Source organism: Xanthomonas sp. D-36-1 (assembly GCF_017746155.1).
GTDB classification, from domain to species: Bacteria; Pseudomonadota; Gammaproteobacteria; order Xanthomonadales; family Xanthomonadaceae; genus Xanthomonas; species Xanthomonas cissicola.
Map to the genome: position 1 here is coordinate 25830 of NZ_JAGHWR010000014.1, position 21540 is coordinate 47369.

Annotated in this window: 20 protein-coding genes and 4 tRNA genes; 20 read left to right on the top strand and 4 right to left on the bottom strand. The window is 64.6% G+C overall.

The features are described 5' to 3' along the window. Positions 1-37 precede the first annotated feature (37 nt). Genes J7367_RS04635 through lolD form a run of 4 tightly spaced genes read left to right on the top strand, consistent with a single transcriptional unit; the run spans position 38 to position 2681 of the window. Positions 38-286 (top strand): succinate dehydrogenase assembly factor 2, encoded by a 249-nt coding sequence (locus J7367_RS04635; protein WP_003482785.1) that lies wholly within the window; start codon positions 38-40, stop codon positions 284-286. Next, complete coding sequence (locus J7367_RS04640; protein WP_007963510.1) at positions 237-689, top strand: hypothetical protein; 453 nt, start codon at positions 237-239, stop codon at positions 687-689. The genes J7367_RS04635 and J7367_RS04640 overlap by 50 nt, the downstream gene beginning before the upstream one ends. Before the next feature lie 23 nt (positions 690-712). After that, positions 713-1954, top strand: a complete 1242-nt coding sequence (locus J7367_RS04645; protein ID WP_057662185.1) for a lipoprotein-releasing ABC transporter permease subunit — start codon at positions 713-715, stop codon at positions 1952-1954. Continuing rightward, positions 1947-2681, top strand: coding sequence for a lipoprotein-releasing ABC transporter ATP-binding protein LolD (gene lolD, locus J7367_RS04650; RefSeq protein ID WP_022559176.1), 735 nt, complete (start codon positions 1947-1949; stop codon positions 2679-2681). Before J7367_RS04645 ends, lolD begins: the two co-directional genes overlap by 8 nt. A gap of 208 nt (positions 2682-2889) precedes the next feature. Here the strand turns inward: lolD and J7367_RS04655 are convergent, their stop codons facing one another. Then, on the bottom strand, positions 2890-3954 hold the full coding sequence (locus J7367_RS04655; RefSeq protein ID WP_057662182.1) for an SDR family oxidoreductase: 1065 nt from the start codon (positions 3952-3954) through the stop codon (positions 2890-2892). Between the two features lie 300 nt (positions 3955-4254). Between J7367_RS04655 and J7367_RS04660 the strand changes: the two genes are divergently transcribed. The 13 genes from J7367_RS04660 to J7367_RS04720 all read left to right on the top strand — a co-directional run bounded on the left by J7367_RS04660 (position 4255) and on the right by J7367_RS04720 (position 16494). After that, a complete protein-coding gene (locus tag J7367_RS04660) occupies positions 4255-6801 on the top strand; it encodes a DNA internalization-related competence protein ComEC/Rec2 (RefSeq protein WP_057662179.1) in 2547 nt (848 codons plus the stop codon). Beyond that, entirely contained in the window at positions 6692-7354 is a 663-nt protein-coding gene (locus J7367_RS04665) for a MotA/TolQ/ExbB proton channel family protein (protein ID WP_057662177.1), read from the top strand. Before J7367_RS04660 ends, J7367_RS04665 begins: the two co-directional genes overlap by 110 nt. A gap of 3 nt (positions 7355-7357) precedes the next feature. Beyond that, the gene (locus J7367_RS04670) at positions 7358-7822 is read left to right on the top strand and encodes a biopolymer transporter ExbD (protein WP_057662174.1); all 465 of its coding nucleotides are present in this window, start codon (positions 7358-7360) and stop codon (positions 7820-7822) included. Continuing rightward, positions 7819-9588 carry a lipid A export permease/ATP-binding protein MsbA gene (gene msbA, locus J7367_RS04675; protein ID WP_057662171.1) on the top strand — a complete coding sequence of 590 codons (1770 nt, stop codon included), beginning with the start codon at positions 7819-7821 and terminating at the stop codon, positions 9586-9588. Before J7367_RS04670 ends, msbA begins: the two co-directional genes overlap by 4 nt. Continuing rightward, a complete protein-coding gene (lpxK, locus tag J7367_RS04680; protein WP_057662167.1) occupies positions 9585-10622 on the top strand; it encodes a tetraacyldisaccharide 4'-kinase in 1038 nt (345 codons plus the stop codon). The genes msbA and lpxK overlap by 4 nt, the downstream gene beginning before the upstream one ends. Positions 10623-10915: 293 nt before the next feature. Continuing rightward, complete coding sequence (kdsB, locus tag J7367_RS04685) at positions 10916-11695, top strand: 3-deoxy-manno-octulosonate cytidylyltransferase (protein ID WP_057662164.1); 780 nt, start codon at positions 10916-10918, stop codon at positions 11693-11695. Continuing rightward, positions 11692-12156: a low molecular weight protein-tyrosine-phosphatase gene (locus J7367_RS04690; protein ID WP_057662161.1), complete on the top strand. Its 465-nt coding sequence runs from the start codon at positions 11692-11694 to the stop codon at positions 12154-12156. The genes kdsB and J7367_RS04690 overlap by 4 nt, the downstream gene beginning before the upstream one ends. A gap of 23 nt (positions 12157-12179) precedes the next feature. Next, a complete protein-coding gene (locus tag J7367_RS04695) occupies positions 12180-13598 on the top strand; it encodes a nhl repeat protein (RefSeq protein WP_033481027.1) in 1419 nt (472 codons plus the stop codon). Further along, entirely contained in the window at positions 13595-15454 is a 1860-nt protein-coding gene (uvrC, locus tag J7367_RS04700) for an excinuclease ABC subunit UvrC (RefSeq protein ID WP_007964421.1), read from the top strand. Before J7367_RS04695 ends, uvrC begins: the two co-directional genes overlap by 4 nt. After that, complete coding sequence (gene pgsA / locus J7367_RS04705) at positions 15451-16083, top strand: CDP-diacylglycerol--glycerol-3-phosphate 3-phosphatidyltransferase (RefSeq protein WP_005916703.1); 633 nt, start codon at positions 15451-15453, stop codon at positions 16081-16083. The genes uvrC and pgsA overlap by 4 nt, the downstream gene beginning before the upstream one ends. Positions 16084-16119: 36 nt before the next feature. Next, positions 16120-16195, top strand: a tRNA-Gly gene (locus tag J7367_RS04710). A gap of 68 nt (positions 16196-16263) precedes the next feature. Then, a tRNA-Cys gene (locus tag J7367_RS04715) sits at positions 16264-16337 on the top strand. 81 nt (positions 16338-16418) lie between these two features. Next, positions 16419-16494, top strand: a tRNA-Gly gene (locus J7367_RS04720). Between the two features lie 329 nt (positions 16495-16823). On the opposite strand, the gene J7367_RS04725 is transcribed toward J7367_RS04720, so the two are convergent. Then, positions 16824-16907, bottom strand: a tRNA-Leu gene (locus J7367_RS04725). A gap of 139 nt (positions 16908-17046) precedes the next feature. On the opposite strand from J7367_RS04725, the gene J7367_RS04730 reads away from it, so the two are divergent. Continuing rightward, positions 17047-18339 (top strand): nucleotide sugar dehydrogenase, encoded by a 1293-nt coding sequence (locus J7367_RS04730; protein ID WP_057662156.1) that lies wholly within the window; start codon positions 17047-17049, stop codon positions 18337-18339. Here J7367_RS04730 and J7367_RS04735 read toward each other — a convergent pair. Both J7367_RS04735 and J7367_RS04740 read right to left on the bottom strand, forming a co-directional pair. Next, entirely contained in the window at positions 18323-19588 is a 1266-nt protein-coding gene (locus J7367_RS04735) for a TIGR03862 family flavoprotein (protein ID WP_057662153.1), read from the bottom strand. The two genes, J7367_RS04730 and J7367_RS04735, sit on opposite strands and share 17 nt — an antisense overlap. 10 nt (positions 19589-19598) lie before the next feature. Continuing rightward, a complete protein-coding gene (locus J7367_RS04740; RefSeq protein WP_007964429.1) occupies positions 19599-20030 on the bottom strand; it encodes an FKBP-type peptidyl-prolyl cis-trans isomerase in 432 nt (143 codons plus the stop codon). 59 nt (positions 20031-20089) lie between these two features. Here J7367_RS04740 and J7367_RS04745 point away from each other — a divergent pair, with 59 nt between their 5' ends. Further along, complete coding sequence (locus J7367_RS04745) at positions 20090-20455, top strand: DUF6164 family protein (RefSeq protein WP_007964431.1); 366 nt, start codon at positions 20090-20092, stop codon at positions 20453-20455. Positions 20456-20554: 99 nt separating this feature from the next. Next, positions 20555-21301, top strand: coding sequence for a sulfurtransferase (locus J7367_RS04750; RefSeq protein WP_057662149.1), 747 nt, complete (start codon positions 20555-20557; stop codon positions 21299-21301). Positions 21302-21540 lie beyond the last annotated feature (239 nt).

Genomic DNA, 21540 nt, shown 5'->3' on the forward strand with positions numbered 1-21540 from the left:
GTTTTCGGACCGCCATGCGGTGCGGTGGAGAGATGAGATGGACGAACAAACCCTGCTGAAAAAGTTGCGCTGGCGTTGCCGGCGCGGAATGCGCGAACTCGATCAATTGTTCGGGCGCTACCTTGATCAACGCTGGGCGCAGGCTCCCGACGCCGAGCGCGCGGTTTTCCTACAGCTACTGGATTGCGAAGACGATAAGTTGTGGCGCTGGTTCATGGGATACGAGGCTTGCCCCGATGCCGCCAACGCCGCACTCATCGCCGATATTCGCGCCTTGCCGGCTTGAATGGCGACCCTCGCGCTGGCTGATTTGCGCATTGAGCGTGTTGATGGCGCTCGCCGTGTGGGCGGTGTGGCGCAGTGGCGTACCGCTGTGGTTGGCCCTGTTGTCGTCTGCATACGTGGTGCTTGCAGGCGGGCGAGCAATGCGTCAGCTGTTGCGTTCGCCGGTGAGGCAATTGCTGGTGCCATGGACGCAAACGCCCGCCAGCATTGACGGTGTGCAGGTGGAAGAGCTGCAGGTACGCTGGCGCGGGCCGCTTGCGGTGGTGTCTTGGAAGCGAGCGGATGGCCGGCGCGAGCGCCTGCATTTCTGGCCGGACACCCTGCCGGCGCCGCAACGACGTGAACTGCGTCTGGCCGCTCAGGCCCACGCCATTTCGTCCGGGCGGCCGCTAGTGGCACCATAGCGTCCCCTTCCCGGTTGAACCGCATGTTCAAACCTATTCCGGTTGCCATCGGCTTGCGCTATCTGCGTGCCAAGCGGCGCAATGGTTTCATCTCGTTTATTTCGATGGCGTCGATCCTGGGCATCGCCCTGGGCGTGACCGTGCTGATCACCACGCTTGCAGTGATGAGCGGTTTCCAGAAGGAGATACGCGACCGCCTGCTGCAGATGGCTGCCCACGCGACCGTCAGTGCAGAAGGCGCGCCGATGCGCGATTGGCAGCACGCGGTCGAGGTCGCCATGTCCGATCCGCGCGTGGCCGGTGCCGCGCCCTACATCGAAACCGAATCCTTATTGCAGGGCCCGCGAAAGCAGCCGGCCATCGTGCGCGGCGTGATTCCTGCCGAAGAAGGCAAGGTGTCGGTGCTGGCCAAGAAGATGCAGCAGGGCTCGGTCGACAGCCTGACGCCTGGGTCGTACAACATCGTCATCGGCAAGGAGCTGTCGTTGTGGCTTGGCGTGGATGTTGGCGACAGCATCGTCGTGTTGCTCAGCGACACCCAGGCGACGCCGCTGGGCGCGATGCCGCGGCTCAAGCGCTTTACCGTGAGCGGTATTTTCGAGGCCGGATACAACGAAATCGACCGCGGCCTCGCCGTGGTGAACATGCAGGATCTGGCGCGCGTGCTGCGTATGGACGGCGTCACCGGCGTGCGCCTGCGCCTGCATGACATGGATCAGGCCTGGCCGGTGGCGCGCGATCTGGCGGTGAAGTTGCACGGCCCGTATCGGGTCAGCGACTGGACCCAGGAAAACGCCAACCTGTACCACTCGTTGAAGATGGAAAAGACGGTGATGGGCATCCTGCTGTCGCTGATCGTGGCGATGGGTGCATTCAACCTGGTGTCCTCGCAGGTGATGCTGGTGACCGATAAGCAAGCCGATATCGCCATCTTGCGCACGCTCGGGCTGTCGCCGGGCGGGGTGATGCAGGTGTTCATGGTGCAGGGTTCGTTGATCGGCTTCATGGGCACCTTCATGGGCGTGATCGGCGGCATCGTGCTAACGCTCAATCTTGAACGCATCCTCGGCGTGATCGAAACGATTTTCAGCGTCAAGTTGCTACCCGAAGACGTGTACTACATCACCGGCCTGCCGACCGATATGCAAACCCAGGACGTGGTGGTGATCACCGTGGTGGCATTGGTGATGAGTTTCCTCGCGACCTTGTACCCGGCGTGGCGCGCTTCGCGCACCCAGCCAGCGGAGGCGCTGCGTTATGAATGAGATCCGGGAAACGCTCGTGCAAACACCAGAACAGGCAACAGCGGTGATCCGCGCCGAAGCGCTGGCCAAGACCTACGCCGAAGGCAAGATGCGCACGCCGGTATTTGATGGCCTGGATCTATCGGTGGCCACCGGCGAAACCGTGGCGATCGTCGGCGCCTCCGGTGCCGGCAAGAGTACCTTGCTGCATCTGCTCGGCGGGCTGGATATTCCGACCTCCGGCGAAGTGTATGTGGCCGGCGAGCGCATGTCGGCGCTGTCCGACGCGCAGCGCGGCAAGCTGCGTAACCAGGCGCTTGGCTTCGTCTACCAGTTCCATCACTTGTTGCCGGAATTCACCGCGTTGGAGAACGTGATGATGCCGGTGCTGTTGTCCGGCAAGGATGTGGCCGTCGCCAAGGGTCAGGCACTGCAGCTGCTGGAATCGGTCGGGCTTGGGCATCGCGTCGAACACAAGCCCAGCGAACTCTCCGGGGGCGAACGTCAGCGCTGTGCGGTGGCGCGTGCACTGGTCAACAGGCCGGGCTGCGTATTGGGCGACGAGCCCACCGGCAATCTGGACGACAAGACCGCGGGCACCGTGTTCGAGCTGATGCTGGAGCTCAACCGCGCCCAGCGCACCAGCCTGGTGTTGGTGACGCACGACCGCGGCTTGGCACGGCGCCTGGACCGCGTGCTGGAGCTGCACCAGGGCAAGCTGCGCGAATTGGCGCCGTCTGCGGTGTAAGCGCATGTAGACGCGGTCGATCGGCAGACGATCGCGTTGCGGATGAGCGTGGATTTGCGGCGGGCACTGGTGTTGTGCCCGTTAGCCGAAATGGTGGCGCATTTTGACGTGCAGCGGCAGCGCACAATCGCATGCAGCGCGACTGCCATGGCACATGCCGCACGATCTCCGCAGGCCAGTGCAGCCTGCGAAGATGCCACAGCATCGGTCAAGGAATGATGCGCAGTGCCCGCAGGCGGGTAAACAGTTCGAAGAACGAGGCGCGGCTGTCGTAGAAGTCGAGAAAGCCCAATTCACGGCTCTTGGTCATGTCGTTGACGCACTCGATCTCGCGGCCCAGGTCGGCATCGGTATGCCACCACGATGCAAGCCGACTGACGTCGGACTCTACCAGCTTGTGCTGCGCGGCCACCTCAGCCCACAGGGCAGGGGCGGTCTGGCTCATGCGTGGTTCCAGCGGTTCCGGCACAGCGGGGCAGGGCGCAGCGTCGAGCTCGAAGAACTTCGCAATCTCACCCCACATCCAGCGCCAGCGGAATACATCGCCATTGACGGTGTTGAAGGCCTGATTGCGCGCCGCGGGGCTAAGCCCGGCCCAGGCCAGTTGGCGGCCAAGCAGCCCGGCATCGGTGAGGTCGGTGAGGCTGTTCCACTGCGCTTGCGACCCTGGAAACACGAAAGGTTGCCCGGTGTGCTTGCACAGCGACGCATATACCGCCAGCGTCACGCCCATGTTCATGGCATTACTGCCGTTGGCCATGCCGATCATGGTGTGCGAGCGATGTACGCTCCAGCCGAAACCATGCTGCTGCGCATGCGCGAACAGCAGGTCTTCCAACGTGTAGTAGAAGTTTTCCCCCGGCTGGCGCGGCTCGCTTTCGCGAAACGGCGTCTCGGCCTTGCCGCTGCCGTAATTTTCGAACGCGCCCAGGTAGTGCTTGGTGCCGGTGACCAGCGCCATGTGCTGCAGCGGCGCATCGCTGAGCGCATCGCACAGGTGCCGCATCATCGCGCCGTTGGCCTGGACGTTCTCGCGCTCGGTATCGCGACGCGTCCAGGTGCAGAAGAACACGTGGGTAATCGGTAGACCACGCAACGCGTTGTGCGTGCTCTCGGCGTCCAGCAGATCGGCCGCCACCGGAATGACACCGTCGTGGGGCAGTGGCCGACGTGCAAGGCCGTACACGGTCCAGCCGTCGGCGAGCAGCACGTTGGCAAGGTTGTAACCGGAGATGCCGGTCACACCGACGATCAATGCAATGCCTTTACGCATGGGGAGGCTCCTGAAAAAACGGATCTCACCTTAGCGGTGACACCATGAAATCGGGGCGAACGCTAGGCCGGAGGGCATGCTTGCGCCGTTGATCGCTCGATCTGCTGCGGCATGCATCTTCACGTGTGCAGATGTGCGACGCACCGCATCAAGTGATTGCGATGTGCCGCAGGACGTCGTTCGTATGCGTAATCAGCGACCGCCGCAGCAGTGTTCTTCCTACCCAGGCTTGGGCAGATCTCCGCTGTGCGTGGAAAGTGTCGCGATCTAAGGTGAAGACGTTGCTCGATAGGGTCCAGGATGGCGACCGACAGCATGGAAGTGTCAGCGCACCCAGCGCCGCCACAGATGGGATCGGCGGTGGTCATCGCGGCCGCGTTATTGCTGGGCGTGGTGGCGTGCGCCTGGTCGCCCATACTGCTACCGCGGATGGTTTACGCCGGCTGCGTGTGCGTTGCGTTGCTGGGCAGCGGCGCGACGGTGTGGCTGCGCCCTTGCTGGAGTGCGCTATTGCTGGCCGGCGCAGCGGCACTCCTGGGATTCGGAGCGATGGGATGGCAGGTGACTGGCGCGCTGCAGGCGCAGTTGCTTCCGCGGGATGAAACACGCGATGTCACCGTGCGCGGACAGATGGTCGGGCTACCGATCGCCGAGCAACGCCGTACCCGCTTTCAGCTGCGCGTGGACGGGGCTCCGGCGCAGCCGGCGGCACTGCGCGGCAAGCTCCTGCAGGTGGCCTGGTACGACGACTTTGGCGCCGAGCGCATCGGCCCGCGCGCGGCCCTACATGCAGGTGCGCGCTGGCAGCTGCGGCTCAAGCTGCGTGCGCCACGCGGCTTGCGCAATCCCGGAGGCTTCGATGCCGAGCGCCAGGCACTGGCGCAACGCATCGCTGCGACGGGCTATGTGCGCATGCCTGCAATCGCACGCCATACCGCACCGCCGCAAGGCGTGGATGCCTGGCGCGAACGGATGTCGCACCGCATCGCCGAGCGTGTCGGCGGCCCCTCTGCGCCGTACCTGCGGGCGCTCGCGCTCGGAGATACTCGGGGGCTGGACGATACCGCATGGGCAACGTTGCGCGCGACCGGGCTCAGCCATCTGATCGCCATCTCTGGATTTCATGTCGGGCTGGTCGGGGCATTCTTCGCGCTGCTGGTCGCTGGCATATGGCGCTGGCAGCCGCGACTGGGCACATTCATGCCGCGTCTGCATGCGGCATCGATTGCCGCGCTACTCGGCGCTGCGGCCTACGCGCTACTGGCTGGCCTGGCGCTGCCGACGGTACGCACCGTGTTGATGATTGCGGTGGTGGCCCTTGCCAGGGTGCTGCGTAGACGCGCCTCGACCGCGCACGTCCTCTCGCTCGCCTTGTTGGCGGTGTTGCTGTGGGATCCGCTCAGCGTGCTGGTGGCTGGCTTCTGGCTCAGCTTCGCCGGCGTGGCATGGCTGGTCTGGTGCCTGCCGTCTGACGATCGCGCCATCGTGCGCGGCTTCCTGTCTGCGCAGACCGTGGCCACCGTTGGCCTGCTGCCATTGACGGTCAGCTTGTTCGGGCAGGCGTCGCTGGTCGGGCCATTCGCCAATGTGGTCGCCATTCCGTGGTGGACTTTCGTGGTGGTACCGCTATGCCTGTTGGGGACCGCACTGGAGGCGATCTACCCGGGGACCGGCGTGTGGGCGTGGCAGCTTGCGGGCTGGTGCTTTGAGCTGACCTGGCCGGGGTTCGTCTGGCTTGGGCAGACCGCGGTGGCGTTGTGGTGGGTGCCCGAGTCCGATGGCGTTGCCCTGATCGCCGCCCTGCTCGGTGCGTTCTGGCTGTTGCTGCCGCGCGCGACGCCGGGTAAATCGCTGGCGGCGCTGCTGTGGCTGCCGTTGCTCTGGCCGGATCGCGAGCTACCCGCCGCAGGCGAGGCGGAAGTGCAGTTGCTGGACGTGGGGCAGGGCTTGGCGGTGCTGGTGCGCACGCAACGTCATGCGCTGTTGTTCGATACCGGTCCGGCGGTACGCGACGGCTTCGATGCCGGCGAGCGCGTCGTGCTGCCGGCGTTGCGCGCGCTTGGTGTGCGCCGGCTGGACGCCATCGTGCTCAGCCATGCCGATGCCGATCATGCTGGTGGCTATGCCGCGGTGCGCACGGGGCTGCCGGTGGCACGCACGGCTGCGCCACCGGGTGCGCCATTGGACGTCACCGCACGCTGCCGCGCCGGGCAGCAGTGGGAGTGGGACGGGGTGCGCTTTCGCTTCCTGCATCCCGGCGTGGGTTTTCCTTACCTACGCAACCAATCCAGTTGCGTGCTGCGGGTCGAGACCGCGTATGCGAGCGCACTGTTGCCGGGCGATATTGGCGACATCGTCGAGCGTCGCCTGCTGCGCGGGCACGCCTCCGACCTGCGTGCCGACCTGGTGATCGTCCCGCACCACGGCAGCGCCGACGGCTCGCACGCCGGTTTCATCGCCGCCACCGGCGCACGCCTGGCGTTGGTGTCGTCCGGTCATGGCAACAGATTCGGGCATCCGCGCGCCGAGGTCATGCAACGCTGGAAGTCAGGCGGGGCAGGGGTGTTGGACACCGCCCAGTCGGGAGCGATCCGGGTGTGGCTCGGTGCCGCGGGCCTGCAACTGCGCGAGCGACGGCGCTGGCAGCCGCGGCTATGGGATGCTGCGGAACGGCGGCGGTCGGCTGCTATCCTATCGGTCAGCGAACAGGCGGCCGCGTTGCCGGAGGAATCGAATCGTGTTGGAGCTGGTCAAGGCAGGCGGTTGGCCGATGGTGCCGTTGCTGTTGCTGGGCGTGATCGCCCTGGCGATCGTGCTGGAGCGTCTGTGGAGCCTGCGCCGCAATGAGGTGACGCCGCCGGGCCTGGGTGAAGAAGTGCGCAATTGGGCCGCGCGCGGCAACCTGGATCCCACCCACATCGAGTCGCTGCGCCGCAATTCGCCGTTGGGCGCCTTGCTGGCCGCTGCGCTGGACGTGCGTGGCCGCCCGCGTGACGTGATCCGCGAACGTATCGAAGACACCGGCCGGCATGTGGTGCATCGCATGGAGCGCTATCTGAACGCGTTGGGCACGATCGCATCGGCCGGGCCATTGTTGGGTCTGCTCGGTACCGTGGTCGGCATGATCCAGATGTTCATGGGCATCCTCGATCACGGCGTAGGCGATGTGAATCAGCTCGCCGGCGGCATTGGCAAGGCGCTGGTGTGCACTGCGACCGGCATGATCATCGCGGTTCCGGCATTGATGGCACATCGCTTCTTCAAGGGGCGGATCGCCGGCTACATCGTCGAGATGGAGCAGGAAGCCATCTTGTTGCTGGACACCATGGATGGCCGTGTCGTGCCGGCCGCCTTCGCGCCGGCTGCAGCGGGCGCCAAGCCTGTCACGGCAAAGGCTTGACGGATGCGCATCGGCAGCGACCGAAGCCAGGACGAGCCGCATATCGACCTGGTGCCATTGATTGACGTCATCCTCGTCCTCATCATCTTTTTCGTGGTGACCACAACCTTCGACGCGCGCTCCACGCTGCAGCTGCAGTTGCCGACCGCCAGCGACCAGCACAGCGGTGCACCGCCACGTTCGTTGAGCGTGCTGGTCAACGCCGATGGGCGTTACTTCATCAACGATCAGGAAGTACTGCGCTCGGATGTGGATTCGCTCAAGCAGACCATCGCCCAGATCGCCAGCGATGACCGCGAACAGACCGTGCTGATGCGCGCCGATGCGCGGACCCCGTATCAGGCCGTGGTGACCGCGCAGGATGCGCTGGGCCAGCTCGGCTTCCGGCGCATTGCCATCGCCACCGCGCCTCCGGCCAGCGCCGCCAGTACGACCGGCAAGACAAGCACCAACGGAACCCGCCAGTGACCATCTCCACCGGCCGCCCGGCGCCAGTGTCTTCCTGGCGCACGTACCGTCGCCTGCTGGCGTTTGCCAAGCCATACCGTTTGTTGCTGGTGGCCGCGCTGATCGCTGCGTTGATCGAAGCGGCCGGCACCACCGGTTTTCTGGCGTTGATGAAGCCGATCACCGACGAGACCTTCATCTACAAGAACGCCGAGGTCAGTCGCTGGCTGCCGGTGCAGATCATCCTGCTGTTCGTGGTGCGCGGCGTGGCCGGCTACGTCACCGACATGGCGATGGGCAAATCCGCACGCAGCATCGCGCGCGATCTGCGCATCAAGGTGATGGCCAAGTATCTGCGCCTGCCGGGGTCACGCTTCGATTCGGAGCCGGTGCCGTCGATGCTGATACGCCTGGGCTCGGATTCGGACCAGGTTGCGCAGGCCGCAGTGGATGCGGTCAAGGTCATGATCCAGCAATCGCTGCAGGTGATCGGTGCGCTTGCGCTGATGCTGTGGCATAGCTGGCAGGTGACATTGACCATCCTGGTGCTTGCCCCGGTGCTGGCCTGGGTGATGGACAAGGTGGCGCGGCGCTACCGGCGTATCAGCCACAGCATCCAGGAAAGCGGTGCGCAGCTGCTGCAGGCCGCCGACCAGACCTTGTCCAGCCATCAGGAGGTCAAGATCTACGGGGCTCAGCAGACCGAAATGGAGCGCTATGGCGCGCTGGCCAATCGCAACCTGCGCCTGGCGATGAAGGTCGAATCCACCCGCGGCATTTCCACTGCCACCGTGCAGATGATCGGCGCGATCGGCTTGTCGGCATTGCTGTTCGTGGCCGGTGCGCAGGCCTTGGCCGGGCGGTTGACGGCCGGCGATTTCGTCGTGCTGATGACCTCGATGCTGACGATCATTCCTGGCCTCAAGCAGCTGACCAATGTGCAGAACATGGTGCAGCGCGGCCTGGCATCGGCCGAGCGTCTGTTTTCGGTGCTCGACAGCCCGGACGAGCCGGATCAAGGTACCGTGCCGCTGACGCGTGCCAAGGGTTTGATCGAATTTCGCGATGTCACGGCGCGCTACCCCGGCCAGGTCAATCCGGCACTGGCCGATGTCAGCTTCGTTGCGCAACCGGGCACCGTCACCGCCATCGTCGGGCGTTCCGGGAGCGGCAAATCCAGTCTGATCAAATTGATTCCGCGTTTTTACGAAGCCGAGGCCGGGCAGATCCTGCTCGACGGGCATCCGGTACAGGCGTATGCGTTGGCGGATCTGCGCAGGCAGATTGCGCTGGTCGGCCAGCAGGTGATGTTGTTCGACGGCAGCATCGCCGACAACGTGGCGTTCGGCGAAATGCGCAATGCCGATGCCGGCCAGTTGGAGCGCGCGATTCTGGGCGCCAATGCGATGGAGTTTGTCGCGCAGCTGCCCGACGGTCTGCAGTCGCATGTCGGCACCAAGGGTGGGCGTCTGTCCGGCGGCCAGCGCCAGCGTCTGGCGATCGCACGCGCCATGCTCAAGGACGCGCCGGTCCTGATTCTGGACGAGGCCACCGCAGCGCTGGACAACGAATCCGAGCGATTGGTGCAGGACGCCCTGCACAAGCTGATGCCGGACCGCACCACGCTGGTCATCGCCCATCGCCTGTCCACCATCGAGCATGCCGATCAGGTGCTGGTGATGGACCAGGGCCGGATCGTCGAGCGCGGTACGCATCACCAATTGCTGGCGCAGGGCGGCTTGTATTCGCACCTGCACGGCATGCAATTCCGCGAACGCCAGGCATGAGCAAGCGCGGCACCCGCACCCCGGGTTACTGGTACGACAACACGCCGATCCCATTGCCGGCGCGCATCCTGGCGCCGGTCTACGGCGCTGCGATCGCATTGCGACGGGCGCTGTATCGCCGCGGCTGGCGCAGGCGCCACGGGGTGCCGGTGCCGGTGGTCGTGGTCGGCAATGTCACCGCCGGCGGCACCGGCAAGACGCCGCTGACGATTGCCTTGGTCGCGAAGCTGCAGGAAGCCGGCTGGACCCCTGGGGTCGCCAGCCGTGGCTACGGCCGCGATGACGCCGGCACCGCCCGCTGGGTCGAAGCGGACACGCCGGTGGCGCTCGGCGGCGACGAACCGGTGTTGATCGCCTGGAAGACCGGTGCGCGCGTGCGCGTCGACAGCGACCGGCTCGCTGCTGCGCGGGCGCTGGTCGAGGCGGGCTGCGACATCGTGATCTGCGACGATGGGCTGCAGCATTACCGTCTGGCGCGCGATGTCGAGATCGAAGTGGTCGATGGCCAGCGACGCTACGGCAACGGACGCCTCTTGCCTGCCGGCCCGCTACGCGAACCGGCCGCGCGGGCGCACGATTGCGATTTTCGCGTGGTCAATCTCGGCCAGGCCAGTGCCACTGCCGCACCGCAGGCGCCGGATGATGCCGGTTTCGGCGAATGGCAGATGCGTTTGAGCATCGACAGCGTGCAGCCAATGGACGGCAAGCGTGCGCAGCCCTTGGGCATGCTTGCCGGACAGCGCGTGCATGCAGTGGCGGGCATCGCGCATCCGGAACGGTTCTTCGCCATGCTGCGCGCGCGCGGCATCGGCGTGGTGCCGCACGCGTTTCCCGATCATCACGTCTATCGCGCCGCGGATTTCAGCTTCGGAAGCCGCCTGCCGGTGCTGATGACCGAAAAGGACGCGGTGAAATGCCGTCCGTTCGCCGACGAGTGGCTGTACAGCGTGCCACTGAAGGCGGAACTGCCGGCCGCTTTCTGGGTGAGTCTGCTGGACCGGTTGAACAAATTGGCGAGCCGGCAGGGCGTGTGAGCGAGTCGGCTTGCAGTTGGACGGTTGCTGGCCAAGCATCGGCAGCCAGGCGTTGAGTGCGCTCTTGCGGCTGTGATGCGTCATCCATGCTGGATGAAATCTCGCACCACTCGGGTAAAGGTCTACCCGAAAATATTGGTGCGCATCGCTGCGATCAGGGCGCGCGGCGCGTTTTGATGTCGTGCAGCGCAGCGCCAACTGAATACCGCCACTTCGCTCAATCACACATCGGCATCAAGCGATTCGGTTCTTTCGTCCCCCCCCACTTCCTACTGCATCCAGAGCGCGCACGTATGACACCCACCACGCCTGCCGATTTCGTTGTCGCCATTCCCGCCCGTTACGCTTCCACGCGGCTGCCGGGTAAACCGCTGCAACTGATCGGTGATCGACCGATGATCCAGCACGTGGCCGAGCGTGCATTGCTGGCGGGTGCGCGCGAGGTGTGGGTGGCCACCGACGACGCGCGTATCGCAGCGGCGATCGAGCATCTGCCCGGAGTGCATGTGGCGATGACCGGCACCGCGCATCTTTCCGGCACCGACCGCCTTGCCGAATGCGCGCGCGTTGCCGGATGGGACGAACAGACCTGCGTGGTCAATCTGCAAGGCGACGAGCCGTTTGCGCCGGCTGCAGGCATCCGCGCGGTTGCAGATCTGCTGCAGCACTCCGGTGCCCAGATGGCCACGCTGGCCGCACCGGTGGACAACGCGCACGACCTGTTCGATCCCAACGTGGTGAAGCTGGTGCGCACGGCCGGCGGTGACGCGCTGTATTTCAGCCGTGCGCCGATTCCCTGGCACCGCGACAGCTTCGCCAGCCAGCACGATAGCGTGCCTGCAGAAGGTCAGTGGCTGCGTCACATCGGCATCTACGCCTATCGCGCAGGCTTCCTGCAACGCTTCGCAGCCATGCCGCCCGGCATGCTGGAGCGCACCGAATCGCTGGAACAATTGCGCGTGATGGAAGCCGGCTATCGCATCGCCGTGGCGGTGACGCCTGAGCCGTTTCCGCCGGGCATCGATACCGCGGACGATCTCGTTCGCGCGCAGATGCGGGTGGCTTCGGCATGAAGGTGCTGATCGTCTGCCTGGGCAATATCTGCCGGTCACAGATGGGCGAGGGTGCCTTGCGTGCGCAACTGGACAAGGCACGGCTGTCGCGGCGCATCGAGGTCGATTCGGCCGGGACCGGCGATTGGCATGCCGGCGATCCGCCGGACCCGCGCGCGATCCGCTGCGCGGGCGGTCACGGCGTGGATATTTCGGGTCTTCGCGCGCGCCAGGTGAAGCACTCGGATGTCGAGCATTTCGATTGGCTGCTATGCGCAGACGGCAACAACCTGCGCGATCTGCAGCGGCTGGCCCCGGCAGCGCAGCGCGACAAGCTCGCCTTGTGGCTGCCCTGGGCCGGCATCGACGCGCGCGATGAAATCCCCGACCCGTATACCGGCAGCATGAATGACTTCGAGCAGGTATGGCAGCTGGTCGACACTGCCGCGCGCCTCACCGTAGCCAGACTCACCCGCGGCTAATCGCGCTTGGGCATAATCACCACATGAACGCCCAGCTCACCCAGGAACTGCCGGAATTTCCCACCTGGCTCAATGCCAGGCCCTCCACCTTGCAGGAGCATCGCGGGCGTGCGCTGGTGCTGGCGTTCGTCAACGCCAGCTCGGTGTGGTGCGCAGAACGCCTGGCCGAGCTTGCCCACTGGCAGGCGCGCAGCCCTGGCCGGCTCCAGGTGATCGTGGTACAGGTGCCGCGTTTCGACAGCGAACGGCTGCCGCAACGCTCGCTTAAACAACTGCGCGGACACGGCGTGAGTGCGCCGATCCTGCTCGACAAGGACTGGGAAACCTGGCGCCGCTTCGGTATCGAAGCCTGGCCCACGCTGGTGCTGCTGGATGCCTATGGCCGCGAGCGGCAGCGCCTGGTGGGCGTCACCGGCGATCTGGACAAGGCCCTGACTGCCCTGTGCGAAGGCCAGCCGCCCCCGTCTGACGCCGACCTGCACGGCGTGGCCGAGCGCGAGCCCGAGCCGCATCTGGCGTTGCGTTTTCCTACTGGTTTGGCGGCGACCGAAGACCGGCTGTACGTCGCCGATACCGGCCACCACCGCGTGCTCGAGTGCACGCACAGCGGGCGCGTGCTGCGCCAGTTCGGGCATGGCAATGCTGATCTCATCGACGGCGGTGTCGGCGAAGCAGCATTTCGGCGGCCGCAAGGTTTGGCGTTGGAACGCGATCAGCTGTATGTCGCCGATACCGGCAACCATGCGCTGCGTCGTATCAACCTGCGCAGCGGGCAGGTGGATACCTTGTGCGGCACCGGTCGTTCCGGCGAGCCGGTCGAAGGCCCGTTGGCGTCGCCCGGTGGCTCTGCGCTGAACTACCCGCAAGGTCTGGCCATCGCCGACAACCAGGTGTTGATCGCCATGGCCGGCGATAACCGGATCTGGAGTTATCACCTGGGCCGCGCCGCGCTGACCGCGCGCGCAGGCACCGGTGCCCTTGAAATTCGCGACGGCAGTGGCCATCTCGCTGCTTTCGCACAGCCGGCAGGCTTGGCGTCGGTGCAGCAAGTGGCCTATGTCTGCGACGGGCTGGGCTCGTCGATCCGCACCATGCAACTGCGCGGCGATCTGGTGCAGACCTTGGTGGGCGGGCAGGGCACCTGGCAGTTTGGGGATCAGGACGGCCCACGCAGCACGGCGCGTCTGCAGTTCCCACAGGCCATTGCACTGGCGGCCGATTCGCCGCTGCTGTGGATCGCCGACACCGGCAATGGCTGCCTGCGCTGCCTGCGCCTGGGCGGTGGCGAATTGACCACGGTGACGCTGCCGCGTCGTCTGCATGGTCCGGCCGGTCTGGCGGTCACCGCCGGTGCGGTCTGGATCGCAGAAACCGATGCACATGCCATCTTGCGGTACGACCTTGCAAGCGGCGCACTGAGTGATGTTTCGATAGACGAATGAGCGTAAGGCCCCAAAACGATTTCGATGGAAAAGCGTTTGCTGCGCAACTGAGCACCGCGCCTGGCGTCTATCGCATGTATGCGGGCGACGACACCTTGTTGTACGTCGGCAAGGCGGGCGCGTTGCGCAAGCGTGTGGGAAGTTATTTCAACGGGACGCCGAAGAACGCCCGGTTGACCTCGATGCTGTCGCAGGTCGCGCGCATGGACGTCACCGTCACCCGCAGCGAAGCCGAAGCGCTACTGCTGGAAAACCAGCTGATCAAATCGCTGTCGCCGCGCTACAACGTTTCGTTGCGCGACGACAAAAGCTACCCATACGTGTTGCTGACGCGCGAACAATGGCCTCGTATTGCCTTGCACCGCGGCCCGCGTGCGGTGCAAGGGCGTTATTTCGGCCCTTACACGGGCGTCACCGGTGTACGCGAAACGCTGAGCCTGATGCATAAGCTCTTCAAGCTGCGCAGTTGCGAGGACAGCGTGTTCCGCAACCGTTCGCGGCCATGCCTGCAATACCAGATCGGGCGTTGCAGCGGACCGTGCGTGGATTTGGTGGCGCCTTCGGATTACGCCGAATCGGTGCGCCGCGCCACCATGTTTCTCGAAGGCAAGAGCGATCAGCTCGGCGAAGAGATCATGCACTCGATGCAGCAGGCCAGCGAGGCGCTGGAATTCGAGCGCGCCGCGCGTTTGCGCGATTTGCTCTCGTCGCTGCGCAGCATGCAGAACCGTCAATACGTCGATGGCCGTGCAGCGGACCTGGACGTGCTGGCCTGCGCCACGCAATCCAGCCAGGCCTGCGTCCTGTTGCTGAGTTTTCGCGATGGCCGCAATCTCGGCACGCGCTCGTTCTTTCCAAAGACCAACGGGGAAGACAGTGCCGACGAAATTCTTGGCGCGTTCGTATCGCAGTACTACGCCGAGCACTCTCCTCCGCGCGAAATCCTGCTCGACCGCGAGATCCCGGAAGCCGAGCTGATCGAAGCCGCGCTCAGTACGGCCGCCGAGCACAAGGTGGCACTGAAGTGGAACGTGCGCGGCGAGCGTGCCGGCTATCTGCTGCTGGCCACGCGCAATGCGCAGCTGACCCTGGTCACCGAGCTCACCAGCCAGAGCGCGCAGCATGCACGCAGCGAAGCCTTGCGCGAGATGCTTGGACTTGCCGAGCCGGTCAAGCGCGTGGAGTGTTTCGACATCAGTCACACCATGGGCGAGGCGACCGTCGCCTCGTGCGTGGTATTCGACGCCAGCGGCCCGGTGCGTGGCCAGTACCGGCGCTTCAATATTTCCGGCATCACGCCGGGCGACGACTACGCAGCCATGCGGCAGGCGATCGAGCGCCGTTTCCGTCGCGCCGTGGAAGAGAACGGCGTGCTGCCCGACGTGCTGCTGATCGACGGTGGCGCAGGCCAGCTGGCGCAGGCCCAGGCCGCGCTGGCCGATCTTGGGGTCGAGAACGTGTTGCTGGTCGGCGTGGCCAAGGGCGAAGAGCGCCGGGCAGGGCACGAAGCGTTGATCATGGCCGACGGGCGCGAGCTAAGGCCGGGCGCGGCCTCGCCTGCGCTGCAATTCATCCAGCAAGTGCGTGACGAAGCGCACCGCTTTGCGATCACCGGCCACCGTGGGCGCCGCCAGAAGGCGCGCATGACCAGCAAGCTCGAGGATATCCCCGGCATCGGCCCTCGGCGCCGCGCGAGCCTGCTCAAGCATTTCGGAGGACTGGTCGGGCTCAAGGCCGCTGGCGAGGCCGAGATTGCGCGGGTGGAGGGGGTCAATGCCGCACTTGCCGCGCGAATCTACGCTAACCTGCACGGGCTGGCGCTTCCCGATGCGGCAGGCGAGGCAAGTCCGCAATGAAGTTGACCATCCCCACGTGGCTGACACTGCTGAGGATCGTTATGATCCCGGTGTTGGTCGTGGTGTTCTACCTGCCCTACACGTGGACGAACTTCGCGTCCGCCGGCGTGTTTGCGCTGGCCGCCATCACCGACTGGCTGGATGGCTGGGTCGCGCGGCGTTATCACCAATATTCCGCATTCGGCGCATTTCTGGACCCGGTCGCCGACAAGTTGATGGTCGCGGTGGCGCTGTTCCTGATTGTGCAGGGCCATCCCACGCCGTGGATGGCGTTCTGGGCTGCAGTCATCGTCGGACGCGAGATTGCCGTCTCTGCACTCCGTGAATGGATGGCCGAGATCGGCCAGCGTGCCAAGGTGCGCGTGGCGGCAATCGGCAAGATCAAAACCACGGCACAAATGGTGGCGTTGCTGTGCCTGTTGTATTCGGTCACCCCAGGGCAGATGCCCACGCATGAAATCTGGCTGGGCAACCTGATTTTTCGTGCGGGCTACTGGACGCTAGCCATTGCGGCCTTGCTGACGCTGTGGTCAGGGTTTCAGTATCTGCAGGCCGCATGGCCAAGCCTGCGCGCCGACGAGAAAGCAGCGATCAGCAACAAGCCGAAAAAAATCGAAAGCAACAGTTGACAGCTATCCTGTTCACTGTAGAATTTCGCCTCCCAAGCGGGAATAGCTCAGTTGGTAGAGCGCAACCTTGCCAAGGTTGAGGTCGCGAGTTCGAGTCTCGTTTCCCGCTCCAGATGTAGACAGGACCCCGCGTCAGGGGTCTCGTTGTTTCAAGGCAGGATGCCTTGGGTTTGATGTTTCGGCCTGGTGGTAGAGTGGTTATGCAGCGGACTGCAAATCCGCGTACGCCGGTTCAATTCCGGCCCAGGCCTCCACATCGCATGCGGTATTCCTGCCATCGATAACGACGACAGGGCTAGCGCAACGAAGTAATACGCTGTACAATTTTGCTCCACGCGGGAATAGCTCAGTTGGTAGAGCGCAACCTTGCCAAGGTTGAGGTCGCGAGTTCGAGTCTCGTTTCCCGCTCCAAATTCGAACCCTGGATATCGCTCGATATCCAGGGTTTTTATTTGTCGCATGTTATTGGCCGGGGACGTTCACGCATTAAGCGGCTGCCGCTAAATACGAGCAGTGGCGCTGCGGTGTCCGATAATGAATGCCTGTTCCGGTGCGCGCACATATGTGCCTGGGCGCTTTGGACACAGGCGGTCGAATGCACGCGGGAATCGAAGACGCAATCTGAGCTCGGGTGACCACCACATTGGCCGCACGGTGCGAATGATCATGCGTGGACATCAGCAGGTAAGCGTCGCGCGGCGCGAACACGATTGCGCCGACTCGATTACCTGATAAATGCGTGCCCGGGGCGGGGGTCGAACCCGCATAGCCTTGCGGCTGAGGGATTTTAAGTCCCTTGCGTCTACCAATTTCGCCACCCGGGCATGGCGATAGCGTGCCTGATTGCGCGGCGATTGTGAATCTTTGCAGCGTACTTCCTGCACTGCCTGGCTCCTGCGGCCTGCGTTATGCTGCCGCCGCATAGCGCGTCGCCACCGGCTGCGCACCATTCCAAGGAACCGCATGTCCGGCACCACGCTTCTCGCCCTCGCACAGGGGCGCATCGCCGTCATCGGCTTAGGTTACGTCGGCCTGCCATTGGCGGTTGGATTCGGGGAGCAACGCGACACTTTGGGCTTCGACATCGATGCGCAGCGCGTTGCGCAACTGCGTGACGGCCACGATGTCACGCTGGAACTGGACGATGCCGAATTGGGTGCCGCAACGCGTCTGCGCTACAGCGCAAACGCCGCGGATCTGGCTGCGTGTCGCATTTTCATCGTGACCGTGCCGACGCCGATCGATAGCTTCGAGCAACCGGATCTGGAGCCGTTGCGTAGCGCCACGGCCTTGATCGCCGCCGTACTCAAACCCGGCGATCTGGTGATCTACGAATCCACGGTTTATCCAGGAACCACTGAAGAAGTTTGCGTGCCCTTGCTCGAAGCAACCTCCGGGCTGCGTTTCAACCACGACTTCTTTTGCGGCTACAGCCCCGAGCGCGTCAATCCCGGCGATCGCCAGCGGCGTCTGCGTGATATCCGCAAGATCACCTCGGGCTCGACGGCAGACGCCGCCGATGCCGTCGATGCGCTATACACCAGCATCATCACTGCCGGTACCTGGCGCGCTCCGTCGATGCGCGTGGCCGAAGCGGCAAAGGTGGTCGAAAACATCCAGCGCGACGTCAATATCGCGCTGGTCAACGAGTTGGCGTTGATTTTCGACAAGTTGGGAATCGACACCCTCGATGTGCTCGATGCCGCAGGAACCAAGTGGAATTTCCTGCCGTTTCGCCCTGGCCTGGTCGGTGGGCATTGCATCGGGGTGGATCCGTACTACCTGATGCACAAATCCGAAAGCGTGGGCTATCACCCGGACCTGATCCACACCGCGCGGCAGGTCAATAATCGTGTCGGCCGACATGTGGCCGAGCGCGTGTGCGGCATGCTGGCCATGCGTGGCGTCGCGCTTGCGCAGGCGAGGGTGCTGGTGCTGGGCGCGACGTTCAAGGAGAACTGCCCGGATCTGCGCAACAGCCGCGCCCTGGAATTGGTGCAGTTGCTGCAGGCCGCCGGCGTGCAGGTGGACACCTGCGACCCGTGGGCAGACCCGGCTGAAGCGCTGCAGCACGGCGGTGTGCACTTAAGCGAGATGCCGGAAGACGGCGCCTACGATGCCGTAGTGCTGGCGGTGGCGCACGCGCAGTATCGCGACTACGACGTGGAGCGGATCGCCGCGCTCGGCAAACCGGGCGCGGTGGTGTACGACGTCAAATCGGTGTGGCCGCGTGCGGCAGTCAGCGATCGCCTGTAGCAGCGCGTACGTCGCGCTGCGCTAGCCACTGCACAGCGCCGCGTGCGGCGCGTCGGCCGCTGGCGAAACAGGCGGTGAGCAGATAGCCGCCGGTTGGCGCTTCCCAATCGAGCATTTCGCCAGCGCAAAACACGCCAGGTTGCGCGAGTGCCATCAGCTGGTCGTCCAGCGCTTCCAGTCGTACGCCGCCCGCCGAACTGATCGCTTCGGCGAGCGGACGTGGCCGCAACAGGCGCAGCGGCAACTGCTTGAGCGTGCGTGCGACCAACGCGACAGCGTCGCCCGCCTGCTTGCCGAGTTCTTCGTAGAGGAGAGCCGCCTTGACGCCATCGATGCCGACCTGGCGGCGCAGATGCTCGCTGAAACTGCGTCCCTTGCGCGGTTGGGCCAGTTCGGCATGCACGCGTTCGAGCGAGCGACCGGGAATCAGATCCAGCACGAGTTCGGCGACGCCGTGCGCATCGATCTGCTCGCGCAGGTCCGCGGCCAAGGCATAGATCAAGCTGCCCTCGATGCCGTTCGCTGTGGCCACGCATTCGCCCTGCAATGCATGCTGCATGCCGTTGCTGTCCTGCCAGTGCGCAACGACCGGTTTCAGCGGCGCACCTGCATGACGCTGCACGAAGTGCGCGCTCCAATCGATATCGAAGCCGCAGTTGGCCGGAACCAGGGGCGCTACCGCGATCCCGCATTGCTGCAATGAGGCTTGCCACTGCCCGTCGGAACCGAGCTGCGGCCAGCTGCCGCCACCAAGCGCCAGCACGACTGCCTCTGCACTGCACTCCACCGTGCCGGTGGGGGCGTCGAAACGGAGTGCGCCGTTTTCAGACCAGCCCAGCCAACGGTGCTGCACATGAAACACGACGCCCTGTTCCTTGAGCCGACGCACCCAGCCACGCAGCAGGGGGGCCGCCTTGCGGTCCATCGGAAAGACACGGCCGGAACTGCCGACGTAGGTCTCGACACCGAGCTCTCGCGCCCAATCGCGCAGCGCATCAGCATCGAAGTCCTGCAACCATGCGGAAACCGGTTGTTGACGGTCGCGATAGCGTTGCGCAAACAGCGGCATCGAATCGGAATGCGTGAGATTCAAGCCGCCTTTGCCAGCGATCAGGAACTTGCGTCCCACCGAACCCTTTGCCTCGTACAGATCCACTGCCAGGCCCGCCGCACAGGCCACTTCCGCCGCCATCAAACCGGCCGGCCCACCGCCGATCACTGCCAGCCGCTGCCTGCTCAGATCAGTCATCGTCAGGCACTCAACGCGGCTGCACGCCCAGCAATTCAACATCAAACACCAGCGATGCACCAGGCGGTATCACGCCACCGGCGCCGTTGTCGCCGTAGCCGTAATCGGGCGGGATCATCAAGGTGCGCTTACCGCCGACACGCATGCCGGCCACGCCGTCGTCCCAGCCGCGGATGACCTGGTGGCCACCTAATACGAATTGGAACGGCTCGGCGCGATCCAGCGAGCTGTCGAACTTCTTGCCATGTTTGTCGGCGGCTTTTTCGTCGTACAGCCAGCCGGTGTAGTGCACGGTGACCATTGCGCCCGGTGTGGCCTCTGCGCCGGTCCCCACGTTGCGGTCGATCCGTTCGAAACTGGCGATGGTGCCGCCGGAGGGCGGCAGGGCAGGTGCGCAGCTTGCGAGCAACAAGGCGGCGACGAGCGTCAACAAAAGGCGCATGGCAGGGTCCATGAAGAAAGACGGCCATTATCGCACCTGGCTCCCGGTATCATCGCGGCATGGCCAAGCTACTGCTCAATCTGCGCAATGTCCCCGACGACGAAGCCGACGAGGTGCGGGCGCTGATGCGCGAGCAGGGCGTGCAGATCTACGAAACGCGCCCCAGCAACTGGGGGATTTCCGCTGGCGGTATCTGGCTTGGCGACGATGCCGACTATCCACGCGCCAAGGCGGCGATGGATGCCTACCAGGCGCAGCGCGGCGCGATTGCGCGTGCCCAGCGACAGGAAGAACTTGCAGCCGGCACTGCGGAGACCTTTGGCGCATTGCTGCGCAGGCGACCGGTGTTCGTGATCGTGACGCTGATCGGCATGCTGATCGTCGCCTCGCTGGTGTTGCTGCCGTTTGTGCTGTTGCGCGGCTGAGTGCGAAGCAGCACGCGGTTGCAGGCTCGCTGCTGCACCGCGTTGGGCGCCCCGCTCACAGCGCTCGCTAGGGGCTGCCCGCGGCTCTAAAATAGCCGCATGATTACCAATACCGCCGCCTACCAGTTCGCCACCATCCAGGATCCGCAGACACTTGCCACCAGCGTGCTTGCGCAGGCCGAACAGCACGCGCTGAAAGGATCGGTGCTGGTGGCCGAAGAGGGCATCAACCTATTTCTGGCAGGCGCTGCCGAGCAGATCGGCGGGTTCTATACCTGGCTGCAGTCCGATACGCGGTTTGCGCAGATGCGCATCAAGTACAGCGAAAGCAAGCATCAGCCGTTTGCGCGGCTCAAGGTCAAGATCAAGCCGGAGATCATCAGTTTTCGGCGCGACGATGCATCGCCGCTGCAAGGTCGTGCGCCTTCGGTGACGCCTGCCGTGCTGCGCAATTGGCTGCGTAACGGGCAGGATGATCGCGGCCGCCCGTTGGTGTTGCTGGACACGCGCAATGCGCAGGAAGTGAGATACGGAACCTTCCAGGGTGCGTTGACGCTGCCGATCGACAAGTTCACCGACTTGCCTGGCGCGCTGGAGGTGCATCGTGCTGCCTTGGCCGATGCCACGGTGGTCAGCTTCTGCACCGGTGGCATCCGTTGCGAAAAGGCCGCGCTGTGGATGCAGGCCGATGGCATGGACAACGTGCTGCAACTGGAGGGCGGAATCCTGGGCTACTTCGAAGAGGTCGGCGGCGAAGGCTACGACGGCCGCTGCTTTGTCTTCGACGAACGCGTCGCACTGGATCCCGAGTTAAACCCCTTGGTGGACGCCGACCGTACCGCCTAGCCAGTGGAAATCTGACCGAGCGCGACTGCATTGCCCGATGTCACCTGTCGGCCTGGCGCCCGCATCATCGACATACGTTGCAACATCTTGCCTAGGGAAGGTCTGAACAACGAGACCTGACAGGGCGGAAGGTGGCGTCGTTCCGAAGAGTGGCTTTTGGAACTTCGGAATTTCGCCATTTCTGGCGCTTTCCGCGGGAATTTCCCGGTTCACAGACGCACGCTCCCCATCGCCGGCAG

What these genes read in the sequence shown, in the direction of transcription:
- J7367_RS04635 (WP_003482785.1), top strand. Translation starts at nt 38, where the DNA reads ATGGACGAACAAACCCTGCTGAAAAAGTTGCGCTGGCGTTGCCGGCGC.
- J7367_RS04640 (WP_007963510.1), top strand. Translation starts at nt 237, where the DNA reads ATGCCGCCAACGCCGCACTCATCGCCGATATTCGCGCCTTGCCGGCTT.
- J7367_RS04645 (WP_057662185.1), top strand. Translation starts at nt 713, where the DNA reads ATGTTCAAACCTATTCCGGTTGCCATCGGCTTGCGCTATCTGCGTGCC.
- lolD (WP_022559176.1), top strand. Translation starts at nt 1,947, where the DNA reads ATGAATGAGATCCGGGAAACGCTCGTGCAAACACCAGAACAGGCAACA.
- J7367_RS04655 (WP_057662182.1), bottom strand. Translation starts at nt 3,954, where the DNA reads ATGCGTAAAGGCATTGCATTGATCGTCGGTGTGACCGGCATCTCCGGT.
- J7367_RS04660 (WP_057662179.1), top strand. Translation starts at nt 4,255, where the DNA reads ATGGCGACCGACAGCATGGAAGTGTCAGCGCACCCAGCGCCGCCACAG.
- J7367_RS04670 (WP_057662174.1), top strand. Translation starts at nt 7,358, where the DNA reads ATGCGCATCGGCAGCGACCGAAGCCAGGACGAGCCGCATATCGACCTG.
- lpxK (WP_057662167.1), top strand. Translation starts at nt 9,585, where the DNA reads ATGAGCAAGCGCGGCACCCGCACCCCGGGTTACTGGTACGACAACACG.
- kdsB (WP_057662164.1), top strand. Translation starts at nt 10,916, where the DNA reads ATGACACCCACCACGCCTGCCGATTTCGTTGTCGCCATTCCCGCCCGT.
- J7367_RS04690 (WP_057662161.1), top strand. Translation starts at nt 11,692, where the DNA reads ATGAAGGTGCTGATCGTCTGCCTGGGCAATATCTGCCGGTCACAGATG.
- J7367_RS04695 (WP_033481027.1), top strand. Translation starts at nt 12,180, where the DNA reads ATGAACGCCCAGCTCACCCAGGAACTGCCGGAATTTCCCACCTGGCTC.
- uvrC (WP_007964421.1), top strand. Translation starts at nt 13,595, where the DNA reads ATGAGCGTAAGGCCCCAAAACGATTTCGATGGAAAAGCGTTTGCTGCG.
- pgsA (WP_005916703.1), top strand. Translation starts at nt 15,451, where the DNA reads ATGAAGTTGACCATCCCCACGTGGCTGACACTGCTGAGGATCGTTATG.
- J7367_RS04730 (WP_057662156.1), top strand. Translation starts at nt 17,047, where the DNA reads ATGTCCGGCACCACGCTTCTCGCCCTCGCACAGGGGCGCATCGCCGTC.
- J7367_RS04735 (WP_057662153.1), bottom strand. Translation starts at nt 19,588, where the DNA reads ATGACTGATCTGAGCAGGCAGCGGCTGGCAGTGATCGGCGGTGGGCCG.
- J7367_RS04740 (WP_007964429.1), bottom strand. Translation starts at nt 20,030, where the DNA reads ATGCGCCTTTTGTTGACGCTCGTCGCCGCCTTGTTGCTCGCAAGCTGC.
- J7367_RS04745 (WP_007964431.1), top strand. Translation starts at nt 20,090, where the DNA reads ATGGCCAAGCTACTGCTCAATCTGCGCAATGTCCCCGACGACGAAGCC.
- J7367_RS04750 (WP_057662149.1), top strand. Translation starts at nt 20,555, where the DNA reads ATGATTACCAATACCGCCGCCTACCAGTTCGCCACCATCCAGGATCCG.